The organism is Elioraea tepidiphila DSM 17972, from assembly GCF_000378465.1.
Classification (GTDB): Bacteria; Pseudomonadota; Alphaproteobacteria; order Acetobacterales; family Acetobacteraceae; genus Elioraea; species Elioraea tepidiphila.
The window spans coordinates 1-17,856 of record NZ_KB899921.1 but is presented as its reverse complement, the minus strand read 5'-3'; the positions used below and the strand labels follow the sequence as shown (position 1 = coordinate 17,856).

The 17,856-nt window shown below is 69.1% G+C and carries 30 protein-coding genes; 2 read left to right on the top strand and 28 right to left on the bottom strand.

Features of this window, described 5'->3' with window-relative positions; translation table 11 throughout:
• Positions 1-52 precede the first annotated feature (52 nt).
• Positions 53-1,225 carry an enolase C-terminal domain-like protein gene (locus F563_RS22270; protein WP_019014661.1) on the top strand — a complete coding sequence of 391 codons (1,173 nt, stop codon included), beginning with the start codon at positions 53-55 and terminating at the stop codon, positions 1,223-1,225.
• 53 nt (positions 1,226-1,278) lie between these two features.
• Positions 1,279-2,250 carry a Bug family tripartite tricarboxylate transporter substrate binding protein gene (locus F563_RS0110655; protein ID WP_026299493.1) on the top strand — a complete coding sequence of 324 codons (972 nt, stop codon included), beginning with the start codon at positions 1,279-1,281 and terminating at the stop codon, positions 2,248-2,250.
• A gap of 145 nt (positions 2,251-2,395) precedes the next feature.
• On the opposite strand, the gene rplQ is transcribed toward F563_RS0110655, so the two are convergent.
• The 28 genes from rplQ to tuf form a co-directional block, all read right to left on the bottom strand.
• Positions 2,396-2,833 (bottom strand): 50S ribosomal protein L17, encoded by a 438-nt coding sequence (rplQ, locus tag F563_RS0110650; RefSeq protein WP_019014659.1) that lies wholly within the window; start codon positions 2,831-2,833, stop codon positions 2,396-2,398.
• A gap of 30 nt (positions 2,834-2,863) precedes the next feature.
• Positions 2,864-3,880: a DNA-directed RNA polymerase subunit alpha gene (locus F563_RS0110645; protein WP_019014658.1), complete on the bottom strand. Its 1,017-nt coding sequence runs from the start codon at positions 3,878-3,880 to the stop codon at positions 2,864-2,866.
• Positions 3,881-4,014: 134 nt separating this feature from the next.
• Positions 4,015-4,404, bottom strand: a complete 390-nt coding sequence (gene rpsK, locus F563_RS0110640; protein ID WP_019014657.1) for a 30S ribosomal protein S11 — start codon at positions 4,402-4,404, stop codon at positions 4,015-4,017.
• Between the two features lie 52 nt (positions 4,405-4,456).
• On the bottom strand, positions 4,457-4,834 hold the full coding sequence (gene rpsM, locus F563_RS0110635; RefSeq protein ID WP_019014656.1) for a 30S ribosomal protein S13: 378 nt from the start codon (positions 4,832-4,834) through the stop codon (positions 4,457-4,459).
• Positions 4,835-5,047: 213 nt separating this feature from the next.
• Positions 5,048-5,695: an adenylate kinase gene (locus F563_RS0110630; protein WP_019014655.1), complete on the bottom strand. Its 648-nt coding sequence runs from the start codon at positions 5,693-5,695 to the stop codon at positions 5,048-5,050.
• Positions 5,692-7,035 (bottom strand): preprotein translocase subunit SecY, encoded by a 1,344-nt coding sequence (gene secY / locus F563_RS0110625; protein WP_019014654.1) that lies wholly within the window; start codon positions 7,033-7,035, stop codon positions 5,692-5,694. Before secY ends, F563_RS0110630 begins: the two co-directional genes overlap by 4 nt.
• Positions 7,036-7,169: 134 nt before the next feature.
• The gene (rplO, locus tag F563_RS0110620; protein WP_019014653.1) at positions 7,170-7,652 is read right to left on the bottom strand and encodes a 50S ribosomal protein L15; all 483 of its coding nucleotides are present in this window, start codon (positions 7,650-7,652) and stop codon (positions 7,170-7,172) included.
• A gap of 31 nt (positions 7,653-7,683) precedes the next feature.
• Entirely contained in the window at positions 7,684-7,881 is a 198-nt protein-coding gene (gene rpmD, locus F563_RS0110615) for a 50S ribosomal protein L30 (RefSeq protein ID WP_019014652.1), read from the bottom strand.
• The gene (rpsE, locus tag F563_RS0110610; RefSeq protein ID WP_019014651.1) at positions 7,874-8,461 is read right to left on the bottom strand and encodes a 30S ribosomal protein S5; all 588 of its coding nucleotides are present in this window, start codon (positions 8,459-8,461) and stop codon (positions 7,874-7,876) included. Before rpsE ends, rpmD begins: the two co-directional genes overlap by 8 nt.
• A 17-nt stretch (positions 8,462-8,478) precedes the next feature.
• Entirely contained in the window at positions 8,479-8,841 is a 363-nt protein-coding gene (gene rplR / locus F563_RS0110605; protein ID WP_019014650.1) for a 50S ribosomal protein L18, read from the bottom strand.
• Positions 8,842-8,843: 2 nt separating this feature from the next.
• Positions 8,844-9,377 carry a 50S ribosomal protein L6 gene (rplF, locus tag F563_RS0110600; RefSeq protein WP_019014649.1) on the bottom strand — a complete coding sequence of 178 codons (534 nt, stop codon included), beginning with the start codon at positions 9,375-9,377 and terminating at the stop codon, positions 8,844-8,846.
• Between the two features lie 16 nt (positions 9,378-9,393).
• Positions 9,394-9,792 (bottom strand): 30S ribosomal protein S8, encoded by a 399-nt coding sequence (rpsH, locus tag F563_RS0110595; RefSeq protein ID WP_019014648.1) that lies wholly within the window; start codon positions 9,790-9,792, stop codon positions 9,394-9,396.
• 20 nt (positions 9,793-9,812) lie between these two features.
• Positions 9,813-10,118 carry a 30S ribosomal protein S14 gene (gene rpsN / locus F563_RS0110590; protein WP_019014647.1) on the bottom strand — a complete coding sequence of 102 codons (306 nt, stop codon included), beginning with the start codon at positions 10,116-10,118 and terminating at the stop codon, positions 9,813-9,815.
• 55 nt (positions 10,119-10,173) lie between these two features.
• A complete protein-coding gene (gene rplE / locus F563_RS0110585; protein WP_019014646.1) occupies positions 10,174-10,746 on the bottom strand; it encodes a 50S ribosomal protein L5 in 573 nt (190 codons plus the stop codon).
• Positions 10,747-10,757: 11 nt separating this feature from the next.
• Positions 10,758-11,078, bottom strand: coding sequence for a 50S ribosomal protein L24 (rplX, locus tag F563_RS0110580; protein ID WP_019014645.1), 321 nt, complete (start codon positions 11,076-11,078; stop codon positions 10,758-10,760).
• A complete protein-coding gene (rplN, locus tag F563_RS0110575) occupies positions 11,078-11,446 on the bottom strand; it encodes a 50S ribosomal protein L14 (RefSeq protein ID WP_019014644.1) in 369 nt (122 codons plus the stop codon). The genes rplX and rplN overlap by 1 nt, the downstream gene beginning before the upstream one ends.
• 13 nt (positions 11,447-11,459) lie before the next feature.
• The gene (gene rpsQ / locus F563_RS0110570) at positions 11,460-11,732 is read right to left on the bottom strand and encodes a 30S ribosomal protein S17 (RefSeq protein ID WP_019014643.1); all 273 of its coding nucleotides are present in this window, start codon (positions 11,730-11,732) and stop codon (positions 11,460-11,462) included.
• 11 nt (positions 11,733-11,743) lie between these two features.
• Entirely contained in the window at positions 11,744-11,947 is a 204-nt protein-coding gene (gene rpmC / locus F563_RS0110565; protein ID WP_019014642.1) for a 50S ribosomal protein L29, read from the bottom strand.
• A 3-nt stretch (positions 11,948-11,950) separates the two neighbouring features.
• On the bottom strand, positions 11,951-12,370 hold the full coding sequence (rplP, locus tag F563_RS0110560) for a 50S ribosomal protein L16 (RefSeq protein ID WP_019014641.1): 420 nt from the start codon (positions 12,368-12,370) through the stop codon (positions 11,951-11,953).
• Positions 12,371-12,399: 29 nt separating this feature from the next.
• Complete coding sequence (gene rpsC, locus F563_RS0110555) at positions 12,400-13,077, bottom strand: 30S ribosomal protein S3 (protein ID WP_019014640.1); 678 nt, start codon at positions 13,075-13,077, stop codon at positions 12,400-12,402.
• A gap of 1 nt (position 13,078) precedes the next feature.
• Positions 13,079-13,474 carry a 50S ribosomal protein L22 gene (gene rplV / locus F563_RS0110550; protein ID WP_019014639.1) on the bottom strand — a complete coding sequence of 132 codons (396 nt, stop codon included), beginning with the start codon at positions 13,472-13,474 and terminating at the stop codon, positions 13,079-13,081.
• Positions 13,475-13,478: 4 nt separating this feature from the next.
• The gene (rpsS, locus tag F563_RS0110545; protein ID WP_019014638.1) at positions 13,479-13,757 is read right to left on the bottom strand and encodes a 30S ribosomal protein S19; all 279 of its coding nucleotides are present in this window, start codon (positions 13,755-13,757) and stop codon (positions 13,479-13,481) included.
• 3 nt (positions 13,758-13,760) lie between these two features.
• Complete coding sequence (gene rplB / locus F563_RS0110540; protein ID WP_019014637.1) at positions 13,761-14,594, bottom strand: 50S ribosomal protein L2; 834 nt, start codon at positions 14,592-14,594, stop codon at positions 13,761-13,763.
• A gap of 16 nt (positions 14,595-14,610) precedes the next feature.
• Positions 14,611-14,907 (bottom strand): 50S ribosomal protein L23, encoded by a 297-nt coding sequence (locus F563_RS0110535; RefSeq protein WP_425386937.1) that lies wholly within the window; start codon positions 14,905-14,907, stop codon positions 14,611-14,613.
• 41 nt (positions 14,908-14,948) lie between these two features.
• Positions 14,949-15,584, bottom strand: coding sequence for a 50S ribosomal protein L4 (rplD, locus tag F563_RS0110530; RefSeq protein ID WP_019014635.1), 636 nt, complete (start codon positions 15,582-15,584; stop codon positions 14,949-14,951).
• Between the two features lie 7 nt (positions 15,585-15,591).
• Positions 15,592-16,266 carry a 50S ribosomal protein L3 gene (gene rplC, locus F563_RS0110525; protein WP_019014634.1) on the bottom strand — a complete coding sequence of 225 codons (675 nt, stop codon included), beginning with the start codon at positions 16,264-16,266 and terminating at the stop codon, positions 15,592-15,594.
• Between the two features lie 10 nt (positions 16,267-16,276).
• Positions 16,277-16,585, bottom strand: coding sequence for a 30S ribosomal protein S10 (rpsJ, locus tag F563_RS0110520; protein ID WP_019014633.1), 309 nt, complete (start codon positions 16,583-16,585; stop codon positions 16,277-16,279).
• Between the two features lie 80 nt (positions 16,586-16,665).
• The gene (gene tuf / locus F563_RS0110515; RefSeq protein WP_019013728.1) at positions 16,666-17,856 is read right to left on the bottom strand and encodes an elongation factor Tu; all 1,191 of its coding nucleotides are present in this window, start codon (positions 17,854-17,856) and stop codon (positions 16,666-16,668) included.

Sequence of the window (17,856 nt, the reverse complement as noted above, 5' to 3'; positions counted from 1 at the left end):
CGCCTGCGGTTAGCTCCTCCCGGCACCAGCGAGGAGGAGCGACAGGACGGCGATGGTGACGATCGAGCGCGTCGAGGCCTTCGCAATCCGCTCCGACCTCGTCGGCGGCCCGGGCACCACGACGCCGCGCCGCCCGCCCTGGACGGCGGACGCCGAGGTCGCCGGGCCGATGTCGCGCCATCCGCGCTACAAGCGGCTCCGCGCGGCCTGGCGGCCGACCTGGCCCGGCGTCGGCTGTCTGGTCACGGCGAGCGACGGCAGCTGGGGGTTTGGCATCTCGCGCTACGGCGACCCGGTGATCGCGACCATCAACGGCCATCTCGGCCCCCTGCTCGTCGGCGAGCCCGCCCTCGCGACCGAGCGGTGCTGGGACATGATGACGCGCATGGCCTCGCCCTATTCCCCCGCGGGGCTCGCCGCCTACGCGATCAGCGCGATCGACCTCGCGCTTTGGGATCTCAAGGGCAAGCTGCTGAACGCGCCGGTCTGGAGCCTGATCGGCGGACCATCGCGCCCGCACATCGACTGCTACGCCACCGGCAATGACACCGACTGGCACATGGAGCTCGGTTTCCGCGCGACCAAGCTCGCCTGTCCGCACGGGCCCGCCGACGGGCTCGCCGGACTGGACGCCAACGAGGCGCTGATCGCGCGCACGCGCGAGCTGATCGGGCACGAGGTCGAACTGATGCTCGATTGCTGGATGGCCTTCGACCTCGACTACACCGTGCGGCTCGCCGAACGGTTGCGCCCCTACTGGCTGCGCTGGATCGAGGATTGCCTGACGCCCGAGGACCTCGACGGGCACGAGGCGCTGCGACGGCGCCTGCCCTGGATGGGCTATGCCACGGGCGAGCACTGGTACATGCCGCAGCCATTCCTGCACGCGGCATCGCGCCGGCTCGCCGATGTGCTGCAACCCGACATCGCGTGGGTCGGCGGGCTGACCGCCTGCCTGCGCATCGCCGCGATCGCGGATGCGGCCGGCATCGCGGTCATTCCCCATGCGGGCATGAACACGCCCTACGGCCAGCACTTCACCTACGCGGCACCGGGTGCGCCGATGGGCGAGATGTTTATCGGCACGCCGCCCGGCGTGCCGCTCGCCGAGACGCGGCTGTTCCCCGGCATGGCCGTTCCTGTGGATGGAAGGCTCATTCCTTCGGACGCGCCAGGTTTCGGGCTGGGTGTCGATCTCGACGGCATCGCCGCGATGCGGCCTTGACCGTCGGCGCGGGCGGCGATCCCATGCGCGATCCCAACACGAAGGAGGAAACGATGAGGATCGGGAGGCGCGGCGTGCTCGCAGGCACGATCGGCGGCGTGGCGCTCGCGGGCGCTGCGCGCGCGGCGGACCTGCCCGACGGTCCGACGCGCATCGTCGTCCCCGCCCCGCCCGGCGCCTTCAATGACGCTTTCGCGCGCCTGATCGCCGAACGACTCGCACCCGTGATCGGCCATCCCTGCGTGGTCGACAACAAACCGGGTGCCGGCGGCTCGATCGGCACGCGCGAGGTGATGCAGGCCCGCCCGGACGGCCGCACCCTGGGCATCGGCAATACCGCCACGCTGGCCGTGAACCCGACCGTCTATCCGAATGCCGGCGATCCGCTGAAGGACCTCACACCGATCGCGCTCTGCGCGCGCATCATGACCGTGCTGACGGTCAGCCCCGATCTCGGTGTCAACTCCGTGCGGGAGCTGATCGCGCTCGCGAAGTCGAGGCCGGGTCAGCTGAACTACGGCATGCCCGGCGTCGGCAGCTCCGTGCACCTGATGTTCGAGACGTTCAAGCTGCAGACCGGCACCGATATCGTCGCGATCCCGTATCGTGGCTCGGCGCCGGTGATGACCGCCTTCCTCGCCGGCGAGGTGCCGATCATCTTCGAGGGTGTCGGCACCATGCTGCCGCACATCCAGGCCGGCAAGGCGAAACCGCTCGCGGTCTCGGCGCGCGAACGCCACCCGGCGCTGCCCGATGTGCCGACCATGGAGGAGGCCGGCGTGCCCGGCTTCGAGATGATGATCTGGTTCGGCGTGATCGCGCCGGCAGGCATTCCGGCGGCGATGCGCGACCGGCTCTCGCGCGAGATCGTCGCGATCACCGAGAGCGCAGAGGTCGCGGCACAGGTCACCCGCATGGGCGGGCAGGTCTGGACCGGCGATGCGGCGCGGTTCGCGGCGCTGATCGCGTCCGACAAGGAACGCTGGGCACCGGCGGTGAAGGCGGCGAACATCACGCCCACCTGAGCGATGACGAAGCGGGTCGCGCGCAGATCCCGATCGGGCCCACGTCTGATCGGGTGAAGAGGCGCGCTCCAGAAAAGAGGGGAGCCGTTTCCGACGGATCGGAAACGGCTCCGTACCGCCTTCGCGCATTCCCCTGGATCGAGGATCAGGCCTGCTGCTGCTCCTCGGCCTCGTCCTCGACCTTCGGCTCGGGCTTGGGGCCACTGTCCTGACCCTTCGCGTCGCGGTCGCGCTCGACCAGCTCGATCACCGCCATCGCCGCCATGTCGCCGTAGCGGAACCCGGCCTTGAGCACGCGGCAATAGCCGCCCGGGCGCGCCTGGTAGCGCTCCGCCAGCGGGCCGAACAGCTTCGCCACGATCGCGTCGTCGCGCAGCTGCGCATAGGCCTGACGGCGCGCATGCAGCCCGCCCCGCTTGCCGAGCGTGATCAGCTTCTCCGCCACCGGCCTCAGCGCCTTCGCCTTCGGCAAGGTGGTGGTGATCTGCTCGTGCTTGATCAGCGCCACCGCGAGATTGCGGAACATCGCCGCGCGATGCGTGCTGGTGACGCTGAGCTTGGTGCCGCCGACACGGTGGCGCATGGTCGTCTACCCCTTACCTTCAGGCGGCCCTCAATAGGGCTCCTCGAGCTTCTTCGCCAGATCCTCGATGTTCTCCGGCGGCCAGCCCGGCACCGTCATGCCGAGCGAGAGACCCATGGCCGCCAGCACTTCCTTGATCTCGTTGAGCGACTTCCGCCCGAAATTGGGCGTGCGCAGCATCTCCTGCTCGGTCTTCTGCACGAGATCGCCGATATAGACGATGTTGTCGTTCTTCAGGCAGTTCGCGGAGCGGACCGACAGCTCCAGCTCGTCCACCTTGCGCAGCAGGTTGCGGTTGAACGGCAGGTCGTCGCGATGCTCCTCGGCCGAGATCTGGCGCGGCTCCTCGAAGTTGATGAAGAGCTGGAGCTGGTCCTGAAGGATGCGCGCGGCCAGCGCCACCGCATCCTCGGCCCCGATCGTGCCGTTCGTCTCGACCGTCAGCAGCAGACGGTCGTAGTTCGTCACCTGGCCGACGCGGGTCGGCTCGACGCGGTACGCCACGCGCCGCACCGGCGAGTAGATCGCATCCACGGGGATCAGCCCGATCGGCGCATCCTCGGCCCGGTTCTCGGCCGCCGGCACGTAGCCCTTGCCGGTGTTGACCGTGAACTCCATGCCGAGCTTCACGCCGTCATCCAGCGTGCACAGCACGAGCTCGGGGTTCAGGATCTCGATGTCGTGCCCGGCCTCGATCTGGCCGGCGCGCACCTCGCCCGGGCCGGTCGCCGACAGCGTCATGCGCCGCGGCCCGTCGGAGTGCATGCGGATCGCGAGCTGCTTGATGTTCAGCACGATGTCCGTGACATCCTCGCGCACGCCGGGGATCGAGCTGAACTCGTGCAGCACGCCATCGATCTGCACCGCCGTCACCGCGGCCCCCTGGAGCGAGGACAGCAGCACGCGCCGCAGCGCATTGCCGAGCGTCATGCCGAAGCCGCGCTCCAGCGGCTCGGCCACCACGGTCGCGACCCGATGGGGGTCATGCCCGGGCTCGATCTCCAGCTTGCTCGGCTTGATCAGGGCCTGCCAATTCTTCTGCAGCACGGGTGAACCTCTCGCCCTAGTCCTGCGGTCCGTCGGCCGCACCGTGTTCGGTGCGGCGTGTCCCTCTCCCCGCGCGGAACCGCCTCACGGGGACGGGGTGCGGCATCCCGCCGCCCCCCGCATGACTGCGTCGCTCAGACGCGCCGGCGCTTGCGCGGCCGGCAGCCATTGTGCGGGATCGGCGTCACATCCTTGATCGCGGTGATCTGGAAGCCGACCGCCTGGAGGGCACGGAGCGCACTCTCGCGGCCCGAGCCGGGGCCCGACACCTCGACCTCCAGCACCTCCATGCCGTGGTCGCGCGCCTTGCGGCCTGCATCCTCGGCCGCGACCTGCGCCGCGTAGGGCGTGGACTTGCGGCTGCCCTTGAACCCCATCATCCCGGCCGAGGACCAGGAGATCGCGTTGCCCTGGGCGTCGGTGATCGTGATCATCGTGTTGTTGAAGGACGCGTTCACGTGGGCCACCCCCGACGTGATGTTCTTCCGCTCCTTCTTGCGCGGGCGCGCGGCAGGCTTCGCCATGGCTTCTGTCTGTCCTTGGTCTCTGGTCCCGGCGGGTGGGTAGCCGGAGCGGCTACTTCGTCACCTTCTTCTTGCCGGCGATCGGCACGGCCTTGCCCTTGCGGGTGCGGGCATTGGTGTGGGTCCGCTGGCCGCGCACCGGCAGGCCGCGCCGGTGGCGCAGGCCGCGGTAGCAGCCGAGATCCATCAGCCGCTTGATGTTCATCGCCACCTCGCGCCGGAGGTCACCCTCGACGCGGTAGGTGCGGTCGATCAGCTCGCGGATGCGGAGGATCTCCTCGTCCGTCAGCTGGTTCACCCGGCGGTCGTCGGGGATGTTGAGGGCCTGGCAGATCTCCTGCGCCTTCGCCGGCCCGATGCCGTAGATGTAGCGCAGCGAGATGGTGACCCGCTTGTTGGTCGGAATGTTCACGCCGGCGATACGCGCCACGTCCCCGCTCCACGTCCTGGCCCATCCGCGCCTCCGGGAGGCACGCCCGACCCCGCCGGCCAAGGGCCGTGGCGGCAGGGTTCCTTCAGCACAAACGACAACGGCGGCCGACCCGGAGGGCCGCCGGAGGTCGCGCACTATAGGCCGCGCGGCCCCGCTGTCAACGCCGCCCTGCGCAGGGGAGAGGCCCCCGGCACGGGCGGGCCTTCGCGCTCACCGGGCCAGCGCGGCCTCGATCTGGCGCGACACCTCGTCCATCTCCGCCATGCCGTCCACGCTGACCAGCCGCCCCTGAGCCGCGTAGTATGGCAGCAGCGGCGCGGTCTGGCGGTGATAGGCCTCCAGCCGGGCGGCCACCGTCTCGGCGCGGTCGTCGGCGCGGCGGGTGAACTCGGTGCCGCCGCACACGTCGCACACGCCCTCGACCTTCGGCCGCTTGAACCGGTCGTGGTAGCCCTCGCCGCACTTGGCGCAGGTGAAGCGGCCCGAGATCCGTTCCACCAGCGCGGCGTCGTCCACCTTCAGCTCGATCACACGATCGAGCCCGCGTCCCTTCGCGGCCAGCATCCGGTCGAGCGACTCGGCCTGGGCGACCGTGCGCGGAAATCCGTCGAGAATGAAGCCGCGCGCGCAGTCCTCCGCTTCGATCCGCCGGCCCAGCATCTCCGTGATCAGCGCATCCGGCACGAGCTGCCCGGCCTCCATGATCGACTTCGCTTGCCTGCCGATCTCGCTGCCCGAGGCCACCTCGGCGCGCAGCATGTCGCCGGTGGAGATCTGGGCAATGCCGTGCCTGGTCTCCAGCCGTTTGGCCTGGGTGCCCTTCCCGGCACCCGGCGGCCCGAGCAGGATCAGGTTCACTTGCGCGCCCCCCTCAGCCGCGCCTTCTTGATCAGCCCCTCGTACTGGTGCGCGATCAGGTGCGACTGGATCTGCGCCACCGTGTCGATCGTGACGATGACGATGATCAGCAGCGAGGTGCCGCCGAAATAGAACGGCACGGCATAGCGCGAGATCAGGAACTCCGGCAGCAGGCAGACCGCGACCAGGTAGATCGCGCCCACCGTGGTCAGCCGCGTCAGCACGTAGTCGAAGTACTCCGCGGTGTTCTGCCCGGGCCGGATGCCGGGGATGAAGCCGCCATACTTCTTCAGGTTGTCGGCCGTCTCGGTCGGGTTGAACACCACCGCGGTGTAGAAGAAGGCGAAGAACACGATCATCGCGGCGTAGAGGATCATGTAGAGCGGCTGGCCATGCGCGAGTGCGGCCGTGATCGGCTGCAGCCACTCCGGCCCGCCCTCGGCCGAGAACCCCGCGATCGTCACCGGCAGCAGCAGCAGCGCGGAGGCGAAGATCGCCGGGATCACGCCGGCGGTGTTGATCTTGAGCGGCAGATGCGTCGAGTCGCCGCCGAACATCCGGTTGCCGACCTGGCGCTTCGGGTACTGCACGATGATGCGCCGCTGCGCGCGCTCGACGAACACGACCGCGCCGGTCACCACCACCGCCATCACCAGCAGGAACAGCAGCACGAAGGTGCTGATCGCCCCGGTCCGGCCGAGTTCCAGCGTGGCCGCGAGCGCAGAGGGCAGGTTGGCGACGATGCCCGAGAAGATGATCAGCGAGATGCCGTTGCCGACCCCGCGCGCCGTGATCTGCTCGCCGAGCCACATCAGGAAGATCGTGCCGCCGACCAGCGTCACCACGGCCGAGAATCGGAAGAACAGTCCTGGCTCAGCCACCGCCGGCCCGAGCGTGCCGGTGATGCTCTCCAGCCCCACCGCAATGCCGTAGGCCTGCACCGCGGCGATCACCACCGTCAGATAGCGCGTGTACTGGTTGATCTTCTTGCGCCCCTGCTCGCCCTCCTTCTTGAGCTGTTCGAGCGTGGGGCTCGCCGCCGTCATCAGCTGCATGATGATGGCGGCCGAGATGTAGGGCATGATGTTCAGCGCGAACACCGTCATGCGCCCCAGCGCGCCGCCGGTGAACATGTCGAACATGCCGAGAATGCCACCGCCATGCGTGCGCACGAGCTCGGCCATCACCGACGCATCGATCCCCGGCACGGGGATGTAGGTGCCGATGCGGTAGACGATCAGCACGCCCAGGGTGAACCACAGGCGCTTCTTCAGTTCGGTCGCCTTGGCGAAGGCTCCGAAGTTCAGATTGGCGGCAAGCTGTTCGGCGGCCGAGGCCATGGATGCTCCGATCGATCAGATCTGCGGGGGCCGGCCGCGAAGGTGCCCGCCCCCTGCCGGTGCAATCAAGCGCCGATGGGCCGCACCCGCCATGAGGTGAACGCGTCCGCGCCGGCCCCGCACGCCTGGCCGGCTCAGCCCTCGGCCGGCCGGGACGCCGCCATCAGGGTGACCGTGCCGCCGGCGGCCTCGATCGCGGCCACCGCGGCCGCCGAGGCGCCGGTCACCGTGAGCGTGAGCGGCCGCGACACCGAACCCACCGCGAGCAGACGGACACCGGCGACCTTGCCCTTGCGCACCAGCCCGGCCGCGCGCAGCACGGCCTCGTCGATCGGCCGCTCGGCATCGATCCGCCCGGCCTCGATGGCCTTCTCCAGCCGCGCGAGGTTGAGCGGGCTGTAGACCGTGCGGCTCAGCGGCTCGAAGCCGCGCTTCGGCAGCCGGCGATAGATCGGCAGCTGGCCGCCCTCGAACCCGTTGAGCGCCACGCCGGTGCGCGCCTTCTGGCCCTTCACGCCGCGGCCCGAGGTCTTGCCCTTGCCGGAGCCGATGCCCCGGCCGACCCGCTTGAACTTCGTCCGCGCGCCCGGATTGTCGCGCAGTTCGTTGAGTTTCATCGCACTCTCTCCCGGTGGGATGCGGCGGGGCTCAGCCCGCCACCTCCTCCACCTTCACCAGATGCGCCACCTTGCGGATCATGCCCCGCACCGCGGGCGTGTCCTCGAGCTCGCGCGTCCGGTTCAGCTTGTTCAGCCCGAGCCCGATCAGGGTCTCGCGCTGGCTCGCGTGACGGTTGATGGGGCTGCCCACCTGCGTGACGCGCACGCGCTTCTTCGCCTCAGGCATCGGCCGCCTCCCGCGCCTCGGGCGCCGGCTGGTCGCGCCGGCCGATCAGGTCGGAGACCTTCTTGCCACGTCGCGCGGCCACGCTGCGCGGGGCGTTGACGTTCCTGAGCGCCGCGAAGGTCGCCTTGACCATGTTGTGCGGGTTCGTCGTGCCGAGCGACTTCGCCACCACGTCGCCCATGCCCATGGTCTCGAACACCGCGCGCATCGGCCCGCCGGCGATGATGCCGGTGCCGGCCGGGGCGGCGCGCAGCACCACGCGGCCCGCGCCGAAATGGCCGATCACGTCGTGATGCAGGGTGCGGCCCTCGCGCATCGGCACGCGGATCATCGACCGCTTGGCCGAGTCCGTCGCCTTGCGGATCGCCTCCGGCACCTCGCGCGCCTTGCCGGTGCCGAGCCCCACGCGCCCCTTCTTGTCGCCGACCACGACGAGGGCGGCGAAGGCGAAGCGTCGGCCGCCCTTCACCACCTTGGCGACGCGGTTGATCGCGACCAGCTTGTCGACCAGATCGTCGCCGTCGCGGTCGCGCTCGCGCCGCTCACCGCGGTCGCGGCCTTCCCTCGGTTCCCGTGCCATGCCTCAGGCCCCCGCGCTCAGAAGTCGAGCCCGCCTTCGCGGGCGGCATCGGCCAGCGCACGCACGCGGCCGTGATAGAGATACGCGCCGCGGTCGAACACCACGGCCGAGACGCCGGCGGCCTTCGCCCGCTCCGCCACCGCGCGGCCGACCGCCGCGGCCGCGGCCTTGTCCGCCCCCGTGCGCAGCGCCGCCTTCAGATCCGGATCGCGCGAGGACGCCGCGGCGATCGTCCTGCCGGCGGCATCGTCGATCACCTGCGCGTAGATGTGCTTGGAGGAGCGGAACACCGAGAGGCGCGGCCGGCCGCCGCCCTTCTGGCGGAGCTGGTAGCGCAGCCGGCTCTTGCGCCGCTCCTTGAGGTCGAGCTTGGTCGCCATGGCTACTTCTTCTTCCCCTCCTTCCGGAGGATCGTCTCGTTGTCGTACTTCACGCCCTTGCCCTTGTAGGGCTCGGGGCCGCGGAAGGCGCGGATCTCGGCGGCCACCTGGCCGACACGCTGCTTGTCCACGCCCTCGACCCTGATCGAGGTCGGCTTCTCGCAGGTGATCTTGATTCCCGCCGGCACCGGATAGCGGATCTCGTGGCTGAACCCGAGATTCATCACCAGATCCTTGCCCTGCACCGCGGCGCGGAACCCCGTGCCGCTGATCTCGAGCGTCTTGGTGAAGCCCTCGCTGACCCCCTTCACCATGCCGGCGACCAGGCTGCGCGTGGTGCCCCACATCGCGCGCGCGCGCTTGCCCTCGTCGCGCGGCCTGACGACGACGCCGTTGTTCTCGACCGCCGCCTCGATCTCCTCGGCGAGCGGCAGCTTCAGTTCGCCAAGCTTGCCCTTTGCCGTCAGCACGCGGTTCGCGATCGCGACCGTGACACCGGCGGGCAGCGGCACCGGATACTTCCCTACGCGGGACATGGGTCCTCCTCCCGCCTCAGAACACGCGGCAGAGCACTTCGCCGCCGACATTGGCGGCGCGCGCCTCGACATCGCTCATCACCCCGCGCGGGGTGGAGAGGATCGACACGCCGAGCCCGTTATAGACGCGCGGCAGCTCCTTGATCTTGGAGTAGACGCGCCGTCCGGGGGTCGAGACCCGGGTGATCTCCTTGATCACCGGCTCGCCCTCGGAATACTTGAGCTCGATCTCGAGCTCGCGCACGCCGGGGCGCACCTCGACCATCTTCCAGGCGCGGATATAGCCTTCGCGCTTCAGCACCTCGCAGACGTTCGCGTGCAGCTTGCTGGCCGGCGCGCGCGTCGACGAACGGCGCGAGCGCTGCGCGTTGCGGATGCGGGTGATCAGATCGCCCAGCGGATCGGAGATCGCCATGGTTGCTCTCCTCCCGTCCTCTACCAGCTCGCCTTGACCATGCCGGGGATCTGCCCGGTGGAGGCGAGCTCGCGCAGCGCCACGCGGCACAGCTTGAACTTGCGGTAGTTGCCGCGCGACCGGCCCGTCAGCGCGCAGCGCAGCCGCACGCGCACCGCCGAGCCGTTGCGCGGCATCTCGGCGAGCTTCAGCATCGCCGCGAAGCGCTCCTCCGGGCTCGCGTCCTTCTGGCGCAGCACCGCCTTCAGCGCGGCACGCTTGCCGGAATCCCGCTTCGCCATCCGTTCGCGCTTCTTGTTGCGCTCGACAGAAGAAGTCTTGGCCATGAACTCTTGTCCTCCGAACCTGCCGGCACGCGCCGGTGGTCTTCCGAGCCTTTCCTCAGTTGGCGAAGGGCAGCGAGAACGCCTTGAGCAGCGCCTTCGCTTCCGCATCGGTCTTCGCCGTGGTGCAGATCACGATGTCCATGCCCCGGACCTTGTCGACCTTGTCGTAGTTGATCTCGGGGAAGACGATCTGCTCCTTCAGTCCCATCGCGAAATTGCCGCGCCCGTCGAAGCCCTTGCCGGTCACGCCGCGGAAGTCGCGCACGCGCGGCAGCGCGATCGTCACCAGACGATCGAGGAACTCGTACATGCGCGCGCGGCGCAGCGTCACCTTCGCGCCGATCGGCATGCCCGCGCGGATCTTGAACCCGGCGATCGCCTTCTTCGCCTTGGTCTTCACCGGCTTCTGCCCGGCGATCAGCGTCAGGTCGGCGACTGCGGAGTCGAGCTTCTTCGCATCGCCCGCCGCCTCGCCCACACCCATGTTGATGACGATCTTCTCGAGCTTCGGCACCGCGAAGGGGTTCGTGTAGCCGAACTCCTTCACGAGCTCGTTCCGCACCACCGTCTCGTAGTACTCCTGCAGCCGCGCCTTCGGGCGGGCCGCCTGCTCCTTGGCCTCTGCCATGGCCGCCTCCGTCACGCGTCGATCACTTCGCCCGAGGCCTTGGCCACGCGCACCTTCTTCCCATCATCGAGGATGCGGAAGCCGACGCGCGTCGGCCGGTCGGTCTTCGGGTCGAGCAGCATCAGGTTCGAGAGGTGCACGGGCGCCTCCTTCTCGACGATGCCGCCGGGCTGGCCCATGCCGCTCGGCTTCTGGTGGCGCTTCACCATGGCCACACCCTGCACCACCGCGCGGCTCTCCTTCGGCAGCACCTTCAGGACCTCGCCGCGCTTGCCCTTGTGGGCGCCGGAGATCACCTCCACCCGGTCGCCCTTGCGGATCTTCGCAGCCATCACAGCACCTCCGGCGCGAGCGAAATGATCTTCATGAACTTCTTCGCGCGCAGTTCACGCACCACGGGCCCGAAGATGCGCGTGCCGATCGGCTCCATCTGCTTGTTGATCAACACCGCCGCGTTGCGGTCGAAGCGGATCGCCGAGCCGTCGGTGCGGCGCACGGGATAGGCGGTGCGCACGATCACCGCGTGATGCACGTCGCCCTTCTTCACCTTGCCGCGCGGGATCGCCTCCTTCACCGAGACGACGATCACGTCGCCGACCGAGGCGGTCTTGCGCTTCGCCCCGCCCAGCACCTTGATGCACTGCACCCGCCGCGCGCCGGAATTGTCGGCGACATCGAGGTTGGATTCGACATGGATCATGGCGCGATGCCCCTCAGCCCGCGGCCTGCGCGGCCTCGGCCGCGAGCGGTGCGCCGTTGCGCTCGATCACCTGCCAGGTCTTGCGCGCGCTGATCGGGCGGCACTCCTCGATCCGCACAACGTCGCCCTCCTTGCACAGGTTGGCCTCGTCGTGCGCGGCGTACTTCTTCGACCGGCGGATGAACTTCTTGTAGAGCGGATGCATCACGCGACGCTCGACAAGCACCGTCACGGTCTTGTCCATCTTGTCGCTGACGACGCGACCCGTCAGAACGCGCTTCGGCATGTCTCTCCCCCTCAGGCGGCCGGCGCGGCAGCGCGCTCGCCCAGGATCGTCTTGATCCGCGCGATGTCGCGGCGGATCACGCGGATGCGGTTGGTGCTTTCGAGCTGGCCGGTGGCCCGCTGGAAGCGCAGGTTGAACTGCTCGCGGCGCAGCGCGATCAGCATGTCCTTCAGCTCGTCGGGGCTCTTGGCCCGAAGATCAGCCGGCTTGGTCATCGCTCACCCCTCCAGCCCGATCCGCGCCACGACCTTGGTCTTGATCGGCAGCTTGGCCGCGGCGAGCTCCAGCGCCGAACGCGCGACCTCGGCCGTTACGCCATCGAGCTCGAACATGATCCGCCCCGGCTTCACCCGGCACACCCAGAGCTCCGGGCTGCCCTTGCCCGAACCCATGCGTACCTCGGCCGGCTTCTTCGACACCGGCACGTCGGGGAAGATGCGGATCCACACGCGGCCCTGGCGCTTCATCTGGCGCGTGATCGTGCGCCGTGCGGCCTCGATCTGGCGCGCGGTGATGCGCTCCGGCTCCAGCGCCTTCAGCCCGTAGGAGCCGAAGTTCAGCGTGGTGCCGGCCTTCGCGTCGCCGTGGATCCGGCCCTTGTGGGCCTTGCGCCACTTCGTCTTCTTCGGCTGCAGCATCGTCGTCTACCTGTGATTCCTGAACCGGCTCAGCGCTGCGGCGCCTGCTCGGCCGCGCGGCGATCCATCGCCATCGGGTCGTGCGCCATCACCTCGCCCTTGAACACCCACACCTTCACGCCGCAGGTGCCGTAAGTGGTCTTGGCGGTCGCGATGCCGAAGTCGATGTCGGCGCGCAGCGTGTGCAGCGGCACGCGCCCCTCGCGGTACCACTCGACGCGCGCGATCTCCGCCCCGCCGAGCCGGCCCGCGCAGTTGATGCGGATGCCCTGCGCGCCAAGCCGCATCGCCGACTGCACCGCGCGCTTCATCGCGCGGCGGAAGCTGACGCGCCGCTCGAGCTGCTGGGCGATGTTCTCGGCCACCAGCACCGCCTCGATCTCGGGCTTGCGGATCTCGACGATGTTGAGCTGGACCTCGGCGCCCGCGAGCGCCTTCAGCTCCTGGCGCAGCTTCTCGATGTCCTGGCCCTTCTTGCCGATGATCACGCCCGGCCGCGCGGCGTAGATCGTCACGCGCGGCTTCTTCGCCGGACGCTCCACCACCACGCGCGCAACGCCGGCCTGGGCGAGCTTCTCGCGCAGGAACTTCCGGAGCTTCAGGTCCTCGTGCAGAAGCTGCGCGTAGTCCTTGTCGGCGAACCAGCGGCTGTCCCAGGTACGGTTGATGCCGATCCGCATCCCGACCGGATTGACCTTCTGACCCATCTCAGCGCGCCCCCTCGCTCGCCGTCTGCGGGCGCTCGCGCACCACGATCGTCAGATGGCTGAACCACTTCTCGACGCGCGCCGCACGGCCGCGGCCGCGCGCATGGAACCGCTTCATCACCACCGATCGCCCGACCGTCGCCTCGCGCACCGTCAGCCGATCGACATCGAGGCCGTGGTTGTTCTCGGCGTTCGCGATCGCGCTATCGAGCGCCTTCTTCACCGCCTGGGCGATGCGCCGCTTCGAGAAGGTGAGCGCCGCGCGCGCCTCCGCCGCCGGCAGGCCGCGAATCATCTCGGCCACCAGGTTGAGCTTGCGCGGGCTGACGCGGAGATTGCGCACGATCGCCTGCGCCTCCGTCTCGCTCAGCCTACGCGGCATGCCGATCTTGCCCATCGCCTCAGCTCCGCTTCGACTTCTTGTCCGCCGCGTGGCCCGAGAAGGTGCGGGTAGGCGCGAACTCGCCGAGCTTGTGGCCGACCATCTGCTCGGTCACCTGCACGGGGATGAACTTGCGGCCGTTGTAGACGCCGAAGGTCAGCCCGATGAACTGCGGCATGATCGTCGAGCGGCGCGACCAGGTCTTGATGATCTCGTTGCGCCCCGACGCGCGGGCCGCCTCGGCCTTGGTGAGGAGGTAGCCGTCCACGAACGGCCCCTTCCAGACGGAACGCGGCATCGCTCAGCCCTTCGTCGCGTTGCGGCGGCGGATGATCAGCCCATCCGTCCGCTTGTTCTGGCGCGTCTTCGCGCCCTTGGTCGGCTTGCCCCAAGGCGTCACCGGATGGCGCCCGCCCGAGGTGCGGCCCTCGCCGCCGCCATGCGGGTGGTCGATCGGGTTCATCGCGACACCGCGGTTGTGCGGCCGCCGCCCGAGCCAGCGCATGCGCCCAGCCTTGCCGATCTGCTGGTTGCTGTTGTCGGGGTTCGACACCGCGCCGATCGAGGCCATGCACTCCGCCCGCACGGTGCGAAGCTCGCCCGAGGAGAGCTTGATCTGCGCGTAGCCCGCGTCCTTGCCGACCAGCTGCGCGTAGGTGCCCGCCGCGCGCGCGATCTTGCCGCCCGCACCCGGCTTCATCTCGATGTTGTGGATGATCGTGCCGACCGGGATCGCACCCATCGGCATCGCGTTGCCCGGCTTGATGTCGGCGCGGGTACCCGAGATCACCGAATCGCCCGCCTTCAGCCGCTGCGGGGCGAGGATGTAAGCAAGCTCGCCGTCGGCGTACTTGATCAGCGCGATCCACGCCGAACGGTTCGGGTCGTACTCGATCCGCTCCACCGTGGCCGGCACGTCGAACTTGCGCCGCTTGAAGTCGATGATCCGGTACGACCGCTTGTGGCCGCCGCCGCGGAACCGCACGGTCGTGTGCCCGTGGTTGTTCCGCCCGCCGGAGGACGGCTTGCCGACCGTGAGCCCCTTGACCGGCTTGCCCTTCCAGAGGCCGGACCGGTCGACCAGCACCGTGCCGCGCAGGCTGGGCGTGACCGGCTTGAACTGCTTGAGCGCCATCGTTCCCCGCTCCCGCTCAGGCGAGCCCGGTGGTCAGGTCGATGGAGAAGCCGGGTGCGAGCCGCACCATGGCCTTCTTCCAGTCCGACCGCTGACCGGGCCGGCCGCGGAACCGCTTGGTCTTGCCCTTCATGACGATCGTGTTGACCGCCTGCACCTTCACGTTGAACAGCCCCTCGACCGCGGCGCGGATCTCCGGCTTGGTCGCGTCCAGCGGCACGCGGAACACCACCTGGTTGGCCGCCGTCAGCGCGGTCGCCTTCTCGGTGATCACCGGGCTCAGCACGACCTGGTACATCCGCTCCGGCGAAATCCGGCGCGCCGCCTTCGGCGCGGGCTCTGCGGTTTCGTCGTTCATCCTGCCGTCTCCTCGGCGCCGAGCCGCTGGGCGAGCCCCTCGACCGCCGCCTTCGTCACCGCCAGCACGTCGTGGCGGAGGATGTCGTAGACATTCGCACCGACCGCCGGCAGCACATCGAGCCCCGGAATGTTCCGTGCCGCGCGCGCGAAGCCCTGGTCGAGTTCCGCGCCGTCGATCACCAGCGCGGACTGCCAGCCGAGGGCCGTCACCTGCTTCTTCAGCGACGCCGTCTTGCCGTCGGAGGCGGCCGCCTCCAGCACGATCAGCTTGCCTTCGCGCGCCTTCTGGCTGAGGGCCGAGATCAGTCCGAGCCGGCGCACCTTCTTCGGCAGCGCATAGCCGTGGTCGCGCACCACCGGACCATGCACCACGCCGCCGGTGCGGAACTGCGGCGAGCGCAGCGAGCCCTGGCGCGCGCGGCCCGTGCCCTTCTGCTTGTAGGGCTTCTTGGTCGTGCCGCTGACCTCGCCCATGCCCTTGACCTTGTGCGTGCCGGCACGCCGCTTGGCGAGCTGCCAGTGCACCACGCGCGCCATGATGTCGGCACGCGGCTCGGCGCCGAACAGCGCCTCGGGCAAGTCGAGCTCGCCGGCGGGCTGGTTGGCGAGCGTGATCACCGTCTTCTTCATCGTGTCCTCACGCCTTCACGCCGGCGGGCAGCGGCGCCTCGGCGGGCCGCGCGCGCTTCACCGCATCGCGCACCAGCACGTAGGAGCCCTTCGCGCCCGGCACCGCGCCGCGCACCATGATCACGTTGCGCTCGGCATCCACGGAGGCGATCTCAAGGTTGAGCGTGGTGACGCGCTCGTCGCCCAGATGGCCGGCCATCTTCTTCGTCTTGAAGGTCTTGCCCGGGTCCTGGCGCTGGCCGGTCGAGCCGTGGCTGCGATGGCTGATCGACACGCCGTGCGAGGCTTCGAGGCCGCGGAAGTTCCAGCGCTTCATCGGACCGGCGAAGCCCTTGCCCTTGGTCGTGCCGGTGACATCGACCTTCTGGCCCTTCACGAAATGGTCCGCCGACAGCGTCGCGCCCACCCCCGGCATCGCCGACGGGTCGACGCGGAACTCGACGAGCTTCGCCTTCGGCTCGACCTTCGCCTTGGCGAAATGCCCGCGCAGCGCCTTGCCGGTGTTCTTGGCCTTGGCGCGGCCGATGCCGAGCTGCACCGCCGCGTAGCCGTCCTTCTCCAGGGTACGCTGCGCGACCACCTGCACCTCGTCGAGCAGCAGCACCGTGACGGGCACGTGCGTGCCGTCGTCGTTGAACAGCCGGGTCATGCCCAGCTTGCGTGCGATCACACCCGTCCGCATGGCCCGGTCCTCAGACCTTGATCTCGACATCGACGCCGGCGGCGAGGTCGAGCTTCATCAGCGCGTCCACGGTCTGCGGCGTCGGATCGACGATGTCGAGCAGCCGGCGATGCGTGCGGATCTCGAACTGCTCGCGGCTCTTCTTGTCCACGTGCGGGGAGCGGTTCACGGTGAAGCGCTCGATCCGCGTCGGCAACGGGATCGGGCCGCGCACCTGCGCGCCCGTGCGCTTGGCCGTGTTCACGATCTCCCGCGTGCTCGTGTCGAGCACGCGGTGATCATACGCCTTCAGGCGGATGCGGATGTTCTGGTTGTCCATGATCCCTTGCCTCGTGCGCACGCGGCCCGCTCCGGCCGGAGGTGCGCGCGACGCCCTCTCCTTCGCCTGATCTCAGCCCGTCACTGGACGATCTTGGTGACGACGCCGGCGCCGACGGTGCGCCCGCCCTCGCGGATCGCGAAGCGCAGCCCCTCGTCCATCGCGATCGGCGCGATCAGCGTCACCTCCATCCGCACATTGTCCCCAGGCATCACCATCTCCGTGCCCTCGGGCAGCGTCACAACACCCGTCACGTCCGTCGTGCGGAAGTAGAACTGCGGACGGTAGTTGGTGAAGAACGGCGTGTGCCGGCCCCCCTCCTCCTTCGTCAGGATGTACGCCTCCGCCAGGAACTTCGTGTGCGGCGTGATCGAGCCAGGCGCCGCCAGAACCTGGCCACGCTCCACCTCCTCGCGCTTCGTGCCACGCAACAGCGCCCCGATGTTGTCCCCCGCCTCGCCGCTGTCCAGCAGCTTGCGGAACATCTCCACCCCCGTCACCACCGTCTTCATCGTCGGGCGCAGGCCGACGATCTCCACCTCGTCGCCCACCTTCACCACACCCCGCTCGATCCGCCCCGTCACCACCGTGCCGCGGCCCGAGATCGAGAACACGTCCTCGATCGGCATCAGGAACGGACGATCCTTAGGCCGGTCCGGCTGCGGAATGTACGCGTCCACCGCATCCATCAGCTGCAGGATCGCCTGCTCGCCGATCTCCGGATTGCGATCCTCCAGCGCACACAGCGCCGAACCCTTGATCACCGGAATCTCGTCCCCCGGGAACTGATACGACTTCAACAGCTCCCGAACCTCGAGCTCCACCAGCTCCAGAAGCTCGGGATCGTCCACCATGTCCACCTTGTTCATGAACACCACCAGCGCCGGCACACCCACCTGGCGCGCCAGCAGGATGTGCTCGCGCGTCTGCGGCATCGGACCATCCGCCGCCGAGACCACCAGGATCGCCCCGTCCATCTGCGCCGCCCCCGTGATCATGTTCTTCACGTAGTCCGCATGACCAGGGCAATCCACGTGCGCGTAATGCCGCGCCTTCGTCTCGTACTCCACATGCGCCGTCGAAATCGTGATCCCGCGCGCCTTCTCCTCCGGCGCCTTGTCGATCTGGTCGTACGCCGTGAACGTCGCCCCGCCCGTCTTCGCCAGAACCTTCGTGATCGCCGCCGTCAGCGACGTCTTCCCATGGTCCACGTGACCAATCGTGCCGATGTTGCAGTGCGGCTTCGTCCGCTCAAACTTCGCCTTCGCCAT